Origin of the sequence: Planktothrix mougeotii LEGE 06226, assembly GCF_015207485.1 — a bacterium.
GTDB lineage: Bacteria > Cyanobacteriota > Cyanobacteriia > Cyanobacteriales > Microcoleaceae > Planktothrix.
The window spans coordinates 1-17,698 of the sequence record NZ_JADEWU010000103.1 but is presented as its reverse complement, the minus strand read 5'-3'; the positions used below and the strand labels follow the sequence as shown (position 1 = coordinate 17,698).

General features: G+C 38.5%; 15 protein-coding genes and 1 pseudogene. 6 read left to right on the top strand and 10 right to left on the bottom strand.

Annotated features, from left to right (window positions below; translation table 11 throughout):
• Nucleotides 1–777, bottom strand: a pseudogene (locus IQ236_RS25235) (hypothetical protein); the annotation flags it as partial.
• Nucleotides 778–1,122: 345 nt separating this feature from the next.
• Here IQ236_RS25235 and IQ236_RS25230 point away from each other — a divergent pair.
• Entirely contained in the window at nt 1,123–1,395 is a 273-nt protein-coding gene (locus IQ236_RS25230; RefSeq protein WP_190516146.1) for a hypothetical protein, read from the top strand.
• Entirely contained in the window at nt 1,395–1,823 is a 429-nt protein-coding gene (locus tag IQ236_RS25225; protein ID WP_193871831.1) for a type II toxin-antitoxin system VapC family toxin, read from the top strand. The genes IQ236_RS25230 and IQ236_RS25225 overlap by 1 nt, the downstream gene beginning before the upstream one ends.
• A gap of 64 nt (nt 1,824–1,887) precedes the next feature.
• Here IQ236_RS25225 and IQ236_RS25220 read toward each other — a convergent pair whose 3' ends face one another.
• Nucleotides 1,888–3,759, bottom strand: coding sequence for an AAA-like domain-containing protein (locus tag IQ236_RS25220; RefSeq protein ID WP_193871830.1), 1,872 nt, complete (start codon nt 3,757–3,759; stop codon nt 1,888–1,890).
• Nucleotides 3,752–5,116, bottom strand: a complete 1,365-nt coding sequence (locus IQ236_RS25215; protein WP_193871829.1) for an AAA-like domain-containing protein — start codon at nt 5,114–5,116, stop codon at nt 3,752–3,754. Before IQ236_RS25215 ends, IQ236_RS25220 begins: the two co-directional genes overlap by 8 nt.
• Before the next feature lie 193 nt (nt 5,117–5,309).
• On the opposite strand from IQ236_RS25215, the gene IQ236_RS25210 reads away from it, so the two are divergent.
• From IQ236_RS25210 to IQ236_RS25200, 3 genes are all read left to right on the top strand, one after another.
• Nucleotides 5,310–5,735, top strand: a complete 426-nt coding sequence (locus IQ236_RS25210) for a hypothetical protein (protein ID WP_193871828.1) — start codon at nt 5,310–5,312, stop codon at nt 5,733–5,735.
• Between the two features lie 407 nt (nt 5,736–6,142).
• On the top strand, nt 6,143–7,435 hold the full coding sequence (locus IQ236_RS25205) for a DUF4407 domain-containing protein (RefSeq protein ID WP_193871827.1): 1,293 nt from the start codon (nt 6,143–6,145) through the stop codon (nt 7,433–7,435).
• 96 nt (nt 7,436–7,531) lie between these two features.
• Nucleotides 7,532–8,086 carry a hypothetical protein gene (locus IQ236_RS25200; RefSeq protein WP_193871826.1) on the top strand — a complete coding sequence of 185 codons (555 nt, stop codon included), beginning with the start codon at nt 7,532–7,534 and terminating at the stop codon, nt 8,084–8,086.
• A 200-nt stretch (nt 8,087–8,286) separates the two neighbouring features.
• Here the strand turns inward: IQ236_RS25200 and IQ236_RS25195 are convergent, their stop codons facing one another.
• From IQ236_RS25195 to IQ236_RS25180, 4 genes are all read right to left on the bottom strand, one after another.
• A complete protein-coding gene (locus IQ236_RS25195) occupies nt 8,287–9,288 on the bottom strand; it encodes an ABC transporter ATP-binding protein (RefSeq protein ID WP_193871825.1) in 1,002 nt (333 codons plus the stop codon).
• Nucleotides 9,289–9,467: 179 nt separating this feature from the next.
• Nucleotides 9,468–10,133 carry a DUF3318 domain-containing protein gene (locus IQ236_RS25190; protein WP_193871824.1) on the bottom strand — a complete coding sequence of 222 codons (666 nt, stop codon included), beginning with the start codon at nt 10,131–10,133 and terminating at the stop codon, nt 9,468–9,470.
• Nucleotides 10,134–10,227: 94 nt separating this feature from the next.
• A complete protein-coding gene (locus IQ236_RS25185) occupies nt 10,228–11,112 on the bottom strand; it encodes an alpha/beta fold hydrolase (RefSeq protein WP_193871823.1) in 885 nt (294 codons plus the stop codon).
• 11 nt (nt 11,113–11,123) lie between these two features.
• On the bottom strand, nt 11,124–11,675 hold the full coding sequence (locus tag IQ236_RS25180; protein ID WP_193871822.1) for a hypothetical protein: 552 nt from the start codon (nt 11,673–11,675) through the stop codon (nt 11,124–11,126).
• A gap of 215 nt (nt 11,676–11,890) precedes the next feature.
• Between IQ236_RS25180 and IQ236_RS25175 the strand changes: the two genes are divergently transcribed.
• Complete coding sequence (locus IQ236_RS25175; protein ID WP_193871821.1) at nt 11,891–13,081, top strand: ferrochelatase; 1,191 nt, start codon at nt 11,891–11,893, stop codon at nt 13,079–13,081.
• A 54-nt stretch (nt 13,082–13,135) separates the two neighbouring features.
• Here IQ236_RS25175 and IQ236_RS25170 read toward each other — a convergent pair whose 3' ends face one another.
• From IQ236_RS25170 to upp, 3 genes are all read right to left on the bottom strand, one after another.
• Nucleotides 13,136–14,701 (bottom strand): glycosyltransferase family 39 protein, encoded by a 1,566-nt coding sequence (locus tag IQ236_RS25170; protein WP_193871820.1) that lies wholly within the window; start codon nt 14,699–14,701, stop codon nt 13,136–13,138.
• Nucleotides 14,702–15,340: 639 nt separating this feature from the next.
• Complete coding sequence (locus IQ236_RS25165) at nt 15,341–16,819, bottom strand: CoA-acylating methylmalonate-semialdehyde dehydrogenase (RefSeq protein WP_193871819.1); 1,479 nt, start codon at nt 16,817–16,819, stop codon at nt 15,341–15,343.
• A 25-nt stretch (nt 16,820–16,844) separates the two neighbouring features.
• A complete protein-coding gene (gene upp / locus IQ236_RS25160; RefSeq protein WP_193871818.1) occupies nt 16,845–17,480 on the bottom strand; it encodes a uracil phosphoribosyltransferase in 636 nt (211 codons plus the stop codon).
• Between the last annotated feature and the right edge of the window lie 218 nt (nt 17,481–17,698).

Sequence of the window (17,698 nt, the reverse complement as noted above, 5' to 3'; positions counted from 1 at the left end):
GGTGACAACTGCTGGGGTTGGGATGGGGGAACTAGCGACGGGAGTTGTGGCTGTTGTCCCTAAACCATGACGACTAACGGCGGCTTGTAACCAAGCAATATCCATATCCGCCGAGGATTGATTTCCCCAACGCCAGCCTAAATAAGTGGCTTTTTGGGTGGTAATGACAGCCGGAGAACTACCACTGGCTTCCCAAATCCCTGCGGTATAACTTTCTAAGGTGGTGGGAATTAGAACCCCCCCTTCAACGGGGTTTGGGTTTTGCTGCATTGGCCCCCAAGTGGTGAGGGAGGGGCAAAGGGTATCTCGACTGCGACAGCGATTTTTAGCGACTTGGGGTTTAGCGGGGACGGTGAGGGGAAAAGCCCAATAGGAACCTAAAATTGAGCGCAACAGTTGACGGACTAAGGGGGTAGACCGTTCTCCTACAGGGCCACTGGCAATCACCTGTCCCCCTTGTTTGGCCCACTCTTGCAGAATTTTGGCTTGTTCGGTTTTAATTACTGTTGTATTGGGTAGGAATAAAACCCGAATTCCTTGCAGATCGGTAACGCTTTTAATATTGTTTAAATCAACGGTTTGATAGGGAATTCGACTGGCTTTTAACCGTTGTTCAATGGTATTCCATTCGGCGAGTTGTTCGGTATCCCGAATCACCCCTAACGTTGCGTTGGCTTGGCTGAGGGAGGTTAGGGGAATCGATAATTGTAAAATTGTACTGGCAAGAGTCCCCAGGAGAATCTGTTGGAAAAACGTTTGCGATCGCCGTTGAACCATTGGTTTCTATTAATTTTTGACTAATAAAATAAATCGAAGTGTTATATCACAAATAGACAGAATTGTCAAGTCTATTTTTCCAGACTAAACCTTAATTTCTGCCCAATTCCCTCTCATTCCAATTCCACACCCCTAAAATTGGAGGAGTCTTACACAAATCTTTACTATTCTATCAGGGATAGGAGTCAAAACGATAAACTCGATTTAGATGTTTGTTGCTTTAATCGTGCTTTTGATCATCCCTTGCTAAAGAGAGCAACCTGTTATATTAATAATCTTAATGTTGCCATCTCAAATCCTGTAACTTGGTTAATGTCCGTCTCTCAATCTGAAGGAGACTCTAATATGGAAACTATGAAATTGCGATCGCATATTGGAATCAATGGTATATTGCAAATCCAAATGCCTACCGATCTGAAAAATACTTCTGTTGAAGTCGTAGTCGTTTTACAGCCATTACCATCTGAGGAAACTCAACCCCAGTATAACGCTTGGGGAAAACTAACAACTAAAGAATCAATGACTGAAGCCGTTACTCAAATCCAACAATTACGAAAAAAAGTAGGATTGGATAAAAATTCAATTCGAGAAATGATTGAAGAAGGACGTAGGTTTTAATGCGGTTTATATTAGATTGTTCAGTAGCAATTAGTTGGTGTTTAGTGGATGAAAATAATGATTATGCTAATACTATACTGACAATAATGCCCGATTGTGAAGTTTATGTACCGAGTATTTGGTCACTAGAAATTGCTAATACTTTACTGGTTGCTGAACGACGTAACCGGATTACACCTGAGCAATCAGAGTTAGCTATTGCTTTATTACAATCACTATTAATTCATATTGACGAAGCTACGAATACTCATGCACTCTCGTCAACTTTGGTACTGGGAAGACAAGAAGGTTTAGCAGCCTATGATGCAGCTTATTTAGAGTTAGCATTACGGTTGAAATTGCCGATTGCAACACTTGATACCCGGTTGGCGGAAACTGCAATTCGCTGTGGGGTACAGTTGCTCGTTGTTGATCTCAACAAAGCCTAATATTGTTATTTCAATCAACCCCTAACCCTTGTTTAATGGATTAAAAGGGGTTGAGTTAACATTCTTACTGTTTTTTTGATTTTGAATAATCTAAAAACTTTTGATACCAGTCACGATGTTTGTCTTTCACCCACTTAGGAACTTGTGTTTCTGGATCATTAGGATCACTTTCTAGTTGTCGGCTTAGAAGATCACTAATATCCTCAATTTCTTTAGCTAGATCAAACCCAAAAATATTATATTTATTATGATTAAGGTTAAAATCCAAATTTAAAAATGGGGTGGGATCAGCTTCCACATCATCCCCAATTCCAATCATGACAATTTTTAATTCTTCTTCATTATTTAACTTTCCACAGGTTTCTTTAATCAGCTTTTCAAACTCTAGCTGATCATCGAGCATACCATCGGTATAAATAATAATAAAAGCATTTTTACCTTGGTTTCTAGCTCCATTCATCCAATGATCTAAACAGTGTTTTAAGGTTGGCGCAATATAGGTATTAGAGTCAGGAAAATTTTCCTCAAAAATATTTGAGTACAAATCCGCAGGCGGAATTTCAAAACGGCGACCTACCCGATCTCGACTAAATAAATAGAGATGAACTTTTTCGCAAATTTTTCGACCATTCGTTTCCCGTAATAACTTTTTAATATCTCCTTCTAACAGTTCCGCTAAACTGTCCCAGCGAGTTTTACTTTTGCCTCTATCCTTACGATCCATTGTGGCACTTTGGTCAACGAGGATATAGACTTCTCGATTCAAAATTTTTGTGCTTGCCATAAATTCTCCTTGGCTATTAACTAGAAAAGTTTGTGTTTTGTCAATCCAGTTCAGATTGAATATTTCTCGATAAATTTGGTTAGCAACTTGTAAGTGATTATTAGATTGAATCACTAAACCGGATAGAATTAAGTTGATTTGTTCGGATTGATGTCCTCTAAATGGAATTTGAGTATTATTTAAAAGTTGGCGATACAAATTTAAGGCTGCTATTTTCTCTGAATACTGAGTATATCCCAGGATAAACCAATCTTCAATACTCCGAAAATGAGAAGATTTATCATTTCTTCGCCAATCTTCGATTATCTCCCGCTTAACAAGATCACCAATATCTTGATCAATTTGTATAGAGGCATTAATAGATTCTCTATGTCTCATGACTAAATTACACAAAACTTGAGTTAAAAAGGGTTGGCCCCCTGTCCAGGATAGAATGGCTTTTAGGAGGGATTGGGGATTATCGTAGATACCTTCTAATCCCTTGACTAAGGGTTGACAATCTCCTGATAAATAAGTTAATTCAATAGCTTTAGCTTGATTAAAGGCAAACGCTGCATCCGATAATAAATCCTCTGGTTTAGCCACACCCAATAAAACAAAAGTTAAAGTATTTAAACCTTCCTCTGTTAATAAAGATTTAATTAATCCTAAAAAACTATTTTGCAGTTTCCAATAAATTAGGGTTTGAATTTCATCTAAAAAGATAATAATTTTAGGAACCTCTAAACTTTGCAACACTTCTTTCATAAAACTTTTAAAGCGAAAGGTGGGAGGAAGTTCGGGAGAATTATACCAAAACTCTCTTAATTTCTCAGTCCAATTGATTTCAGATGGTTTTGCCCATTCGTTAATTTTGTCACAAATGGCGTGTAGCAAACTTAAATATAAAGAGGCTTCCGATAACGCTTCCCCAAACCCTTGTAAATTAATCTGAATACATAAAAATTCTTCCTGGGTTAAGCGATGGGCTGTTTTCACCATCAGGCTACTTTTTCCAAACTGACGGGGAGCTAAAACATAACAAGGATAATTGTGATATTTCAAAGATTCATAGAGTTCCTGATCCGCTTGACGTTCCACATAGGTCAGGGAATCTATCTGTAAAGCTCCTCCGACATCTTGATAATAATGGGGTGAGATAGAATTAGTCATTTTGGATTCCTAAATATTTTTTGAAATACTCTCGATATAAACGATAAGGTACGGAAGTTGTCGATGAGGATTGTATTAAGCCTATTTTTACTAATTGAAATCGATCAATATCATCATCACAATCTTGATCCGTGATAATTTTTTTAAAGCAGTCCAAAAGTTTGGGATTAGCTTGTAAGCGTTGGAGGTTAGTTAATAAATAGTCATCAAATACACCATTTAATTGAATAGCATTGTTAAAGAGTTGATTAGGGGTAAGTTGAGAATTTTTGACCAATTCATACAGACTCCGATTGACTAACTCAGGATGTCCTCCCACCCACTCCATTAGAACTTCGACTTGAGCCTCTAATTTTCCTTTGAGTCCATACATTTGCGCTTGGCGTAAAACCTGAGCTTTTGTCAATTCGGGTAACTCTAAATCTCGTCCGACATTTTGTAGGGGAGAACCTGCAATTTGGTCATATTTAGCATAGGGTTCCGTAGAATAGGCAATCACTAAATGGGGCCAAATGACAGGGGAAGTCGTCACTTTTTTCATCTTTTCTTCATACCAAGATCGCAATAGCTGGCTGAAGGGAAAGCTAGTTGATTGAGATTCTAAAACCGCATCCATTCCGTCGATTAATAAGGTTTTCGGTTGATGGATTTTGGAAAACACATAATCTTGTAAATAACTTGTACAGTTTAGACCGGGTGCAATATCATCGTTCCAAGAGGATTTTAAATCTCGTGGTTCATGATCTTTTAAACCTGTTTTGAATTCTTGAGTAACTGCATAGGTGAATTGATAAACCAGATCGTTCAAATTATCTAAGGTATCAGGGGGAAAATTTTCTAAATTGACCAGACCCACTAAATGCTGTTGTTCCTGTTCTAAAAAGTGTCGCAGATGGGTTAAGGCGCTGGATTTCCCAAACCCTTTACATCCTTTGACTCGAATCAGGAGTAACGGTTGGGAGGGTTGATAAATTTGAAATGCTTGTTTGAGGATTTTATCGGTTTCTCGTTCTTGAAAGTAGGGGGAGTCCACTGGTAAGCAACCTGGTTCGGGATAGCTCCCTGGTGGAATGGCGGATAAGGGAATGTAGTCAGTCAAGCCATCCTGTTTGAGTTCGGTTTCATACTGGGAGAACAACTCGACTAATTCAGACCGTCGTTGTTTTCCTTTAGTTTTCATCTCCAACAACGCATACAGGTCAGCCACTTGCTTTCTGATTGTTCCTTCTGCTGTGTTTCGGGTATCCGCGATCGCTTTAAAGGATTGACCTTGCAACACTGCTTTCAGCACCTCAGCTTTGACGGGTGCAGTCTTTTCAAGATCTCGGAGTTTCGTGCTTAGGGTTCTGTAGTCCATAGGATCTATGATACTTCCTTTAGCAAAAATCAGATCCTATTGTTCTATTTCGATTTTTTATTGCGTATTTGCTTGACGTTATTGTTCTATTGACGCATACTGTAACTATCCGCTTACTGATGGGGTCAGTAGAAGAAAAGCCCCACCAGTGGCAGGGCATCAATCGTAATATATCTTTAAGGATCATTAAACTATGAAAAACGCAAGTTTTCAAGGCTTGTCTAGCTTTAGCCATGAGTTGGATCTTCCCCTAGAGATCCAAAGCATTATCAATAATTACCCTGGTCAAATCCAACCTCTACAATGTTTTATTATTGCTTATTTTCCCGATAAAAATTTCTGTCAGGCTAAATCTTTGTTAGTCGAGTTTGCGGAAAGACTCAAAGGTGGGACGATGCACAATGGGCAGATGGGGGTATGTTTTTCCTCGAAACATAAGCGTTTGATTGCTGATGATATCTTGATCATTCGCTCATTTACTGATGCTTCTACTCTAGCTGAAAATTTGGATTATTTGATTGAGCGAGTAACCCATTGGGGTCGAGTTTGTGGGGAAGAAACAATGGCGGTGGAGATCGGAAGTTTGTTTGGAAGTGTGATGTTGTTGATTTCTCTCTAATTGTAGTGAGGGCTTTAGCCCTCTCTTTTACAGGCTTTTGTAAAGGCTAATAGCATTGAGGTTATTAATAATGCAAGAATGTAATGGTCGCAAATGCAAATGGATCAATCGCTCCCCTCATATCTATGACTGTTTAACCTGCGGTAAGCATAGAAATCTTCGGAAAAACAATGAGGATGATCCAGTGTGGACTTTTATTGTGTTAATGTCCGTTGCCTTAATAGTGACAATAATTGTAGGAGGTAATCAATCCCCTAAAACCTCACCATCTCAAAGTAAATCAATAGAGACTCCTCAGATTAAATTTGTCGAAAATATTAAATAGTGACCCGTTATTAACCTCGTTTTTAGGCAAGTTTCTAGCAAAGCCTAAAAACGAGATATTACCTAAAACAAGGAGAAAAATAATGAAGAATTACGAGAAAAAATTATGGTGGTGTGCTGGAGCTGATATCGACTTGTTAGAACAATCCTATGCCAGCGATCGCCACAAATTCACAGCCATTGGAGCTTCTATTCTCTTAACAACAGCCTGCGCGATTTTATCAGGAGGATACGCCTTTTATGTTATTTTTAAAAGTCTTTCTATGGCTTTGTTGCTGGGGTTATTTTGGGGATTGATTATCTTTAATTTAGATCGCTCCATGATTTTATCGTTTCATAAAGAAAAGATTATCACGTTTGAACAAATAGCAATAGTTGTTAGTCGGCTTTTGGTCGCCGTCCTGATTGCAGTTGTGATCGCTATACCCTTACACTTAAAAATCTTTGAAAAGCCAATTTTAGCTGAACTAGCTCAAGAAAATGCCTTGATTGCCCTACAAGTTCAAAATCAACTGAATGAAGGGATGCCAGAAATTCGAGAGTTACAAGCGGCGAATCAAGCCTTAGAAACTAGCATTCAAGAGAAGGAAAACAAGCGTGATCAGCTATGCGATCAAGCCATTAAAGAAGCTGAGGGAATTAGTGGTACAGGGAAAGAAGGAAAAGGCCCAGTTTATGCAGAAAAAAATGCAATTTGTCAGAAGCAGGAAAGCGAATTAGAAGAATTAAAAGAAAAAAGCAACCCAATTCTTGCTGAAAATCGCCAACGGATCAATACCCTGCAAGCCCAAAAAGATCAACAGTTTAAAATGGTAAAAAATACTAGAGAAAAAGCCGATGATATTATCACTCAATTAAATACTCTGGAGAATTTGGGCAAAAAAAATCGAGCGATCGCCCATGCCAGTCATGCCATTTCTTGGTTATTCATTGTTGTAGATACAGCCCCCATTTTTGCCAAATTACTCGCTAAACGTAGCCCCTATGATGCTATGTTAAAACAGAGAGAACAGGAGTTAATTGAAAATGCAGACCAAGAAATTAATAACATCAAAGAAAGGGTTTATCAGACTAAGAAATTTGAGCTAGATGTATATTTACAATCAATGGTAAAGGCATCTACAAGCTCCGAAATGAATAAAATGATGGAAGAAATTGCCTCTAAGATTATTGAGAAAACGAAGGAACAACTGTTAAAACAAGTACAGCAATTTCAGGTTTCTCGTCAATTCAAGCAAAGGATTTATAAACAACAAAAGTCTACCTTATCTCAACTGCAAAATGCCGAAACTCAACTTCAAAATACCCAAAATGCAGCTAATCATCATGTGGCGAATGCAACCCAACAGTTAAAAAACTATGTTAATCGGTTTTAAACAATTGGTTTGCATAAAAACAGCACCATGAATGATGTTATGGGTTTTGCGATCGCTTAACCCATTCTACAACAATTCTATTTAAGGAGAACCATTATGTCTACACTCGAACCCATGAAAATCAATAGTTTAATGGCAAAAGGTAACGAACTCCAAGATACAGCAGCCCCGATTGTTCGGATTACTGGTCATGCTCAATCTGCCATTGATCATGTTATGGAAAAACGGCAAGGATTTGTACAACGTCTGTTTCCTGATGCTGGAACTCGCGCTGCTATTCAAGGAGAATTAGCTTTAATTAAGGATGAATTTGCCTTTCGTCGTCGCGCTTTAGAAAAAGTCCGGGAAACCCAAATTCAATCCTTGACTGAACATTGCAATCAATATTTAGTGCAAGAGAAAGCTGAAATTCGCCAAGCTACTGCCACCTTTTTACTTCAGAAAAAATTGGAGTTAGAAAAGAATCTCGATAGTATTTCCGAAGAATTTTTTACTCGAATGGAAATTAAAATGCGAGAGGTTGAAGCCATCCAAAATCCGATCTTAAAGCAAGTTCGGGAAACCCAATTAGAAAAATCCATTGCCGATTTTGTTGAACTGCAAAATCATTTAGTTGATCAATTTCAGCGTATTATCTCTGAAGGAGTTTAATCCTTAATTGTAGGGGTGCGTTTTGCCACAATTTAATATTTCTACGCCTAACCTTCCTAAACCCGCCCCAAGATATACGTTTTAAAAAAAGCGATCGCTCATTAATTTTATCCGGCGATCGCTTTTATAAACTCGGTTTTTATTATAACCTTTGCTAATCGTTATAGTGGTATGCGATCGCGTAGCCACTACAATCTTAGTTAATTAACAATTCCAGCCTTAAAAACTCGACCAATGACATCTTCAATGGGGGGATCACTTACGGTTAAATCGAGGACATTGAATTCAGCTAATATTTTAGCAACCGTAGCCGTTAAACTCTCCCGTTCTACTAATAATCGTACCACTTGACCTTCCATCGATTCTATTTCTCCATAGGTTAATAATTTCTGCTGACAGCTTGCTAAGGTATCTCCTGAACAATGCTCTAATTCTATTTTCACTTCTCGATAGGGGGCAAATCGTTCTAATAAACCTTCTAAACTGCCATCATAAATGAGTTGTCCTTGATGAATTAAAATCACTCGTTTACACAATGCCGTAATATCTGCCATATAATGACTGGTTAACAACACCGTTGCTTGATAACGGCGATTATATTCCGCTAAAAACTCCCGCACATTCACTTGAGCATTGACATCTAATCCTAACGTCGGTTCATCTAAAAATAAGACTTCGGGACGATGTAATAAAGCTGCCATTAATTCGGCTTTCATTCGTTCTCCTAAAGACAATTTTCTAACGGGTTGTTTTAATTTTCCTTCGAGGGATAACATCTCTGTTAATTCCCCTACCCGTTGGCGATATTCTGCATCAGACAACCCATAAACGGCTGCATTAATTTTTAAAGAATCTAAGGCGGGTAAATCCCAAATTAATTGTTGTTTTTGCCCCATTACTAGGGTAATTTTTTGTAAAAATTTAGATTGACGTTTAAAGGGGGTATGGTGAGCCACTTCAACATATCCACTAGAGGGATAAATTAACCCAGTTAACATTTTTAATGTGGTGGTTTTTCCGGCCCCATTTGCTCCTAAAAATCCAACAACTTCACCGGATTCTATTTTAAAAGATACCCCCTGAACGGCTTGGACATTCCGATAGGTTCGTTTGAAGAAATGACGAATTGTTCCTCGAAATCCAGGCTCTTTAATCGCAACGGGATAAACTTTACTTAGCTGTTCAGCGATAATGATCGACATAATTTTATTTAAAATTTTCTGCTTAGATATCAGAAACCGGGTTTCTGTCGTGTTCTTTGGTGATTGAATGCAGATTGTTTGAGAAACCCGGTTTCTTGTTATAAAATTTTAGGGTGCGTCAACCATAAGTGTAACGCACCCTAGATAGAATGATTGCAGCCCAATTTAACCCCAATCAATTAATTAAATACATTTTCTGAACTAGAGGAAGAATCTGTTCCCCCTTTAACTCTAGCTTTGGCTTTAGTTGCACTGCGTTTGAGGGCTTGCAGTCGAGCTTCATAACGAGCTTTTTGACGTTTTTTCGGAGTTTGATCCACTAAAGTTTTTAACGCACTTCCTAAACTTTTATAAGCATTGGGTAAGGTATAACCGAAACGAGTTGCTAGAGCAATGGCTTTTTCATCCGCATCTAAGGATTCCTGTAATGTCCGTTCTCCATTATTTTTTTGATAGAGACGATAGCCGGAAACGCCACATAATGCCAAGGCTAATAATAACAGCAGTCCGTCTTGTACCCACAGTTCTCCGACGGCGCCCCCTAAACCAATGGCTAAGGCTGCCATTTCCCAGCCATCTCTGGGAATCGTATCATTTTGAATCCGGGCTACTTCATGCCAAAATAGCAAATTGCGCTGATCCATTGCCAACTGTTCCCAGCGAACCAAGTCAATTTGAATTTCAACTTGATCCTTGCCAATTTCTTCGCAACGGACGAGCGGTGGGTTCACTTCAACGGTTTTCTCCACCGTTACCCAACTCTGCAACTCAGGGGGAAGTAAGCCTTTTAGTCGCCGGAGTTCGCTCATTTCGGCTCTGGCAGTGGAGGTTGCATAGGATGTCATAGTTTCCGGCTCAACGAAATTTCTAAAAACAACGGGTTGTATTTGATCATATTGTATCGTAGTCCGTTTGCAACTATCTGGAGACAGGAAATCGTCAACCGTTAACCGTGTTTAAAAACTCTCGGACATTTTGTAAATAGGTTTCGGGATCTTCTAACATGGGAAAATGGGCGGTATCTTTGAGAATCGCTAACTGAACTTTAGGGTTTAAAGCAGCAGCTTGTCGTCCCATTTCGGCGGGAATAATTTGGTCATGTTCTCCCGCTATTAATAATGTCGGAACCGTTAATTTTTTAAATTCTTCTGGTAGCCATTCTGTTGCTTCTTTACAAACAGAGGTTAAAACGGTTCCATAGGCGGCATCAAAATCAGCTAATAAGAAATCTTCTAAAAAGGCTTGACTTAAGGGTTTAGGAATGGGACGGTGAAGAAATCGAGCCATAAACATTTTATCAACCCCTGGAATTAAACTTAACCATTTGGGGCGAAACATGACGACATAACGGCTAAATTTGTGGAAGGCGTTAAAGGTTTTTTCATCATATTCAAAAATACCGCTACAGGTTAAAATTGCTTGTTTGACTCGTTGAGGATATCGATTTAAAAATAATAAAGCAATAGAACCCCCCATTGAGTGAGCATTCAGATAAATTTGATCTAATTTTAACTGATCTAATAAAGCACATAAATCTTCAGCATATTCAATTAATTCATAACGTTCTGATACGCCTGTATCGGTTACGGCTAGGGGTAAATTCGTGCGTCCAAACCCCCGTAAATCATATATTAAACAATCAAATTGATCTGATAAGGCTTCGGCGGTACTTTCCCAATATCGTCCTGAACCGCCCCAACCATGAATAAACACCATTACGGGTTTTGTTCCGGGTTTAGAATTACCTGTTGTTACCCACTCGCAGTAATGCTCGACACCATTCACAGAAATTAAGGTTTTATTTAGATTTGTGCCTACAGTCATTTTCTTAAAGGTTAAATCAATAAGCTTGATTTTAAAATATTTTGAATAAATAATGTTGCTGTTGTTGGCGTTGCTGTTTTTAATCCGGTTGATGTTTCATGGTTCCACCATCCTTTTGTGGTTTGGGGCGATCGCCATAATTCTAAATGTTCAACGGCAGGTTCAGCATAAAAACTTTCATTTCCGCTTCCTAATAAAGCTGAACTCCAATCAGTAAAATAGTCATGACTTATCCGATAAATGGGGAAATTTGCCACTAATGGAACGCCCCAACCATCAATCGCAATAAAGGCTTTAATCTTCCCTCCCAACTGTTGCCAAGCTAAAGCTGCCCCAATTGCTCCCACAACTCCCGCACTAAAACTAATCATTATTATAGCAGATTTAGGGTTATTTTGTTGAATAAAATTATAAACATCAAAACTTGAATAAGCAGGATATTCTTGAGTTGGAAAAATTAATAATTCTCCTAATTGTTGTTGCTCTCTCCAATTTTCTATAATTCCATTTAAAAAACATTCTGTTAATTCAATTTCATGAATTCCAGGGCAAATTAATAACATTTTTGATCAGTAATCAGCAAATTATACCGTGGAACAGGCATCCTGCCTGTTGCATCTTGCCTGTTGTATTAATAGGCTAACAGGCAAGATGCCTGTTCCACATTACCCCCTTCCCTATCCCCCCATAGGGGATGTTAAACTTTTAGGGAGAGTTACTTTAGGGAATATCGCCCTAGGTAAACTCGATAGTAGCACTTGAACGTGAGGACAAAAACGTGGTTGCGACTCCTGAAAAACTGGAAACCGTTACTTCAGCATCTACCCCGACAGATGGCCAAAATCGAGTGGCGGTTTTGCTTATGGGTTATGGTGAAGTCGAAAGTTATGAGGACTTTGCTAATTATAACGAACAAGCCTTAAATCTTTTAACCGCTAAATTTGCCCCCGTTCCCACTTGGATTTATCCGCCTCTGGCTAAACTTTTAGCGATGTTTGATCTCCATGAATGGAGTCATCAACATGGTAATTTTATTTCTCCCCATAATGCAATTTTCGAGAAACAACGGGCTGGAATTGAGCAACATTTAAAAGAAAAATGGGGCGATCGCATTAAAGTGTTTAAAGCCTTTAACTTTTGTGCTCCGTTTCTTCCTGAACAGGTTTTAACTGAAATTAAAGCCGAAGGATTTGATAAACTGTTGATTTATCCTTTGTTAGTTGTTGACTCTATTTTTACCAGTGGTATCGCCGTTGAACAGGTGAATAAAGCCTTAGAAAAATTGGCAGATGAGGATGAACATTGGGTAAAAGGTCAACGGTATCTTCCTTCCTTTTATAATGAACCTGACTATATTCAACTGTTAGGACAGTTAGTAGAAGACAAGATTCAAAAAGAGCTAATTCAAGCTTATCTTCCCTCGCAAATTGGTATTGTTTTAATGAATCATGGCTGTCCCCACAAAGCCAAAGGGTTTACTTCGGGAATTGATGAAAGTCAAGCTCTTTATGAACAGGTACGGGAAACTTTAATTAACCGTTATCCGTTAATTTCGGTGGGTTGGTTAAACCATGATACACCCTTAATTGAATGGACACAACCCAACGCTCAACTTGCTGCTAATAATTTAATTGAATTAGGAGCAAAAGCGATTGTATTTATGCCCATTGGATTTGCGACCGAAAACCATGAAACGCTGTTAGATGTTGAACATATTATTGAGGCTTTACGTCGCAAATATTCTGAAGTCACCTACGTTCAAATGGAATGTGTCAACGACCATCCAGAGTTTCTGAAAATGGCCGCAGATTGGGCAAATCCGCAAATTGAAGCGCTGTTTAATGAAATGGCTTTAGCGGTCAATCCGGCTTTGGCAAATGTTCATAGTCACGATGATCACCATCATCATAGCCATGATCATGATCATCACCATCATCATGATCATAGTCATCATCATCACCACCATTAAGGATCAAAAATGGGTGTTGGTTAAGGGTTAATGACCAACACCCATTACTAGGAATTAACGGGGTTGAACTAAAAAGACAAAGGTATCAAAATTAACAGAGTTAGGAAATTGTTGAGAGTAAATCACGTTATATCGTTTATTAATTGCATGACTCAAAGTTTGTGCCACTAAACTGTTAGATTCAAAATAAACTATCCAGTAACGAGATTGTGTGGGCGGTAAATCATCTAACATTTTAGAGATAAACTTGCGATTTTCTTTGGGGTTACGAGGTATTTTCTTTAATGCCATTACGTGGAAGGATGAAGAACCTTTGTAGTAGCGAGGAAGAGCTAAACGGGGTTCCCACTCATCGGCATAAAATCCAATTATATCTCCTGGTTTTTCCTGTTGTTGAATTAGTTGAGCAACTCCTTTCCAATCATCATGGTAAACGACTGTATAGTATTGATTTAATCCTCCACCGACTGCCAGGAAATAAACAAGAGCAATTGCGAATGCAATGGCTCGATAGTGTTGCCACAACTGGTGAAACCCAACCGCTAGTAAAATCAGATAATAAGGTGCTATAAACATTAAATAGTTGGCTCGCCAAATAGAACCTCCAACATAGGAAATGATCAGAATCAGAAGGGAAGGAAACACAGCCCAAATTGCAACCCAGAGTAGTGTAGGGTAGCTTGTTCTTTCTTGAATTTGATCCTTAACTTTGAGTAAACTAATGATCAATAAAAATACCATCATTAGGGCATAAACACCGTAGAATAACAGGCGGGTTTGGTTATATCCCCAACCTGCCAAACTTAAGTCTAATTCCCTGAATCTACCTAGATTAGTCAATGGCCAGAAAACAGTGAATTCAACGAGACTAGAGGGAAGAGCTTCCAGACCGGGTTTAGCGCGATAAGTAATCCAGCCTGTCATAAATTTAGGGGCTTCTTTCCAAAGAACATAGGCAAAGGGTAACCAAAATAAACCGATTAAAATTAAGCCTTTTCCTAACTTGCGAAATTGATGTCTTTGCTCTCGGAATTGCCAGCCCAATAAAATCAAGTCTGGTACTAATAGTAAGAGATTTAAGGGCGTTGTTAATATAGCTAAACCTCTGGCAAGAATCCAAGACCGAAAAGAAGATTTTGGGGTATTTTTTAAGATATCAATCAGGGCTATAGTTCCCCATAAGGTTAAGAAGGTACTCAAGGAATACATCCGAATTTCTTGAGCATAGTTCAAAAATAGGGGGGAAACTGCCATTACAAAAGCAGCCACTAAACCAACAGAACGAGATGCAACTTTTAACCCTAGTAAATAGATGAGAAAAACACTCCCTAAACTAAAAGGAACGGATAGCAATCTTAACCAAGCATCACTGGTTCCGAAAATCATCCAAAACCTGAGCAATAAAAAATAAAGGGGGCGAGTTCCTAATTCTAATTTTTCGGCATCTATAATACTAAAGTTTTCATCAATCCAAAGGCTTTCTGTTCCGATCTGATATAAACATAAGACTGTTGATAAAACTAGGATTAAAATAATAGGAATCCAGGGACGCAAAGATGAATCTGATAATCCTTGAGGGAAAAATTTAAAGCTCAACATTTCTGGGCTTGATTTCTTCATATTCTCAGTAGATGATAGGGAAAATTTCAACAAAAAAACTTATTTTGCGTTTCTGCAAAAAAGGATAAGAGGGTAATACTAAAAAACAGAGTAAAAGAAATTATTTAATGGGGTAGCAGTAGGTTTATTAATCAGATCGTAAGTAGGTAGGCAGGATTAAGCTATACCATGTAACAATATGTAAAGAAGCCTCGATCAGCCATTACAGAGGGTTAGAGCAGTTTACAATTGTTTACATAGTGGCGTTTTATAGAGCCTACCTACTTAATGTAGACTGAATGAATCAGTCAGCAACGAGACTCAGTGATTAAAAATATAAGAACAAAATTATAGCAGGGTTTAGTAAATTTGACAAGTGTTTTTTGGGAGAAACTTACCGTTAAGAACTGATGTAAGCTGTTCAGCACCTAAAGTGTATAGTACGAAATCGTGTAATCATTGCAGTGCGTTGGTGTTAGCCCTGGGTAGCAGTCCGTCCCCGCTCCCTAAGATATAAAATTTATGTGGGTAACAGCTTATTCTATCCCTTTAGGTAAGTATCTTTTTTTGCTCAATGTTTTAGAAAATTACCCATGATCAATGCTTTTACACCGTATAATTTTTTACTTTTTTTCCTGAGATATTATCTATAGGCTCTGGTTAAAATTGTCGTGACCAGTCGGATAACCATCGTTCAACAACAACTTTAGTTTGGGTAAAAAATTCAACGGCGTGTTGTCCTTGACCGTGTAAATCTCCAAAAAAGCTATCTTTCCAACCACTAAAGGGAAAGAAAGCCATCGGTGCCGCCACCCCAATATTAATCCCAATATTTCCCGCTTGAGCTTCATAGCGAAACTTCCGCGCCGCCGCCCCACTACGGGTAAATAAACAAGCCATATTTCCATATTCACTTTGATTAATAAAAGCGATCGCTTCTTCAATGGTATTCAGATGAATTAAACTTAATACGGGGCCGAAAATTTCTGTGCGGGCAAGTTCTCCCTGGGGATTAATATCTTGTAGGATAGTCGGACGCACAAAATAACCTTGTTCATAACCGGAAATTTTGGGGTTTCTACCATCAATTAAAATTTTCCCTCCTTCGTTTTTTCCTTGTTCAATTAATCCTTCAATTCGAGTTTTACTTTGGGCAGAAATAACCGTTCCCATTTGTACATTGTTATCTAATCCATAGCCAACAATTCGAGTTTCTGCAACGGTGGCGATCGCATCTGTAAAACTCTGTTTTGCTTGACCAACGGTAATGGCAATAGATGTAGCTAAACACCGTTGTCCGGCGCAACCAAAAGCACTATCGGCGATAATTTTTGTGGTCATTTCTAAATCAGCATCCGGTAAAATAATCACCGGGTTTTTAGCTCCGCCTTGGCATTGTGCCCGTTTTCCGTTAGCAGTTGCCCGACTATAAACATATTTAGCAACGGGAGTAGAACCCACAAAACTAATGGCTTTAATATGAGGATGATCTAAAATAGCATCGACGGTTTCTTTGGCTCCATTGACTAAATTTATCACCCCTGGCGGTAATCCTAATTGATCAATTAAAGCAAACACTTTTTGCATCGTTAAAGGTACTTTTTCCGAGGGTTTAATAATACAAGTATTGCCACAGGCGATCGCATAAGGAAAAAACCAAAAGGGAATCATCCCCGGAAAATTAAACGGAGCAATTATTGCTACAACGCCTAAAGGTTGACGAATCATGATTTCATCAATTCCCCTAGCAATATCTTCAGAATTGTAGCCTTGAATTAAGCTAGGAACGCCACAAGCCACTTCAACATTTTCAATTGCCCGTTGTAATTCTCCCAGAGATTCTGCTAAGGTTTTTCCACATTCTAGGGTAATCGTTTGAGCTAAATCTTGTTGATTTTGCTCTAATAATTCTCGGAGTTTAAATAAATAGCGGATACGTTCTGTAACAGGGGTTCTTCGCCAGGATGCAAAGGATTCTTGGGCGATTTCTGCCGCATGATTAAGTTCTGCTGCCGGAGAAAGGGGAACTTTTGCTAATATTTCTAAGGTTGCTGGATTAATCACATTTAGGGTTTCTGTGGCTTCAGAAGAACACCATTGACCATTAATATAGTTGCTGAGAATTGGGGGATTTGTCATTTTTTTAATATCCTAAATTATAGGGTTATTTTGTTCCAAATAAGCGATCGCCTGCATCTCCTAAACCCGGAATAATATAGCCGTGTTCATCTAAATGCTCATCAATTGCAGCCGTATACAAAGGAACTTCGGGATGATAAGAATGGAAATGATCAATGCCTTCTGGAGAGGCAATTAAGCACAAAAATTTCACAGATAAAGGGTTTGTTTGTTTCAATCTTTCGATAGCAGCAACGGCTGTATTTCCAGTAGCAATCATCGGATCAACCACTAAAACTTCCCGTTCTTCGATATCATCCGGTAATCTAAAATAATATTCAATTGGAATAAAGGTTCGGGGATCTCGATATAATCCAATATGTCCAACTCGTGCCGAAGGAATTAATTCTAAAATACCATCTAAAATTCCCTGACCTGCCCGCATAATTGAAACAATAACCATTTTTTTCTCGGAGGCTAAAATCGGCGCTTCCATCGGGCCTAAAGGGGTTTTAATTAACTGTTTACGGAGGGGTAAATCTCTCGTAATTTCATAGGCTAATAACATACTAATTTCTCGCAACAATTGACGAAACTTGGCGGTACTGGTTTCTTCCCTTCGCATCAAGGTGAGTTTATGTTGAATTAGAGGATGTTGAATAATCGTAACGTTTGGATACATGAGTAATTTGGGGGAATTAGTGAATATAATCTCAATACAAATTAGCTTATCTTAATAACGTTTTGTAAAATACAATCAGCACAAAAAGTAATAAGCTGCTACGCAGCTTGATTTAATAAACGGCATTGCCTTTGTTTTTAATTTTACGATTCCAATTAATGATTAGTTCTCCTTCATTTAATAATTTATGTAATAACTCTTCTAACTGCTCAACGGAT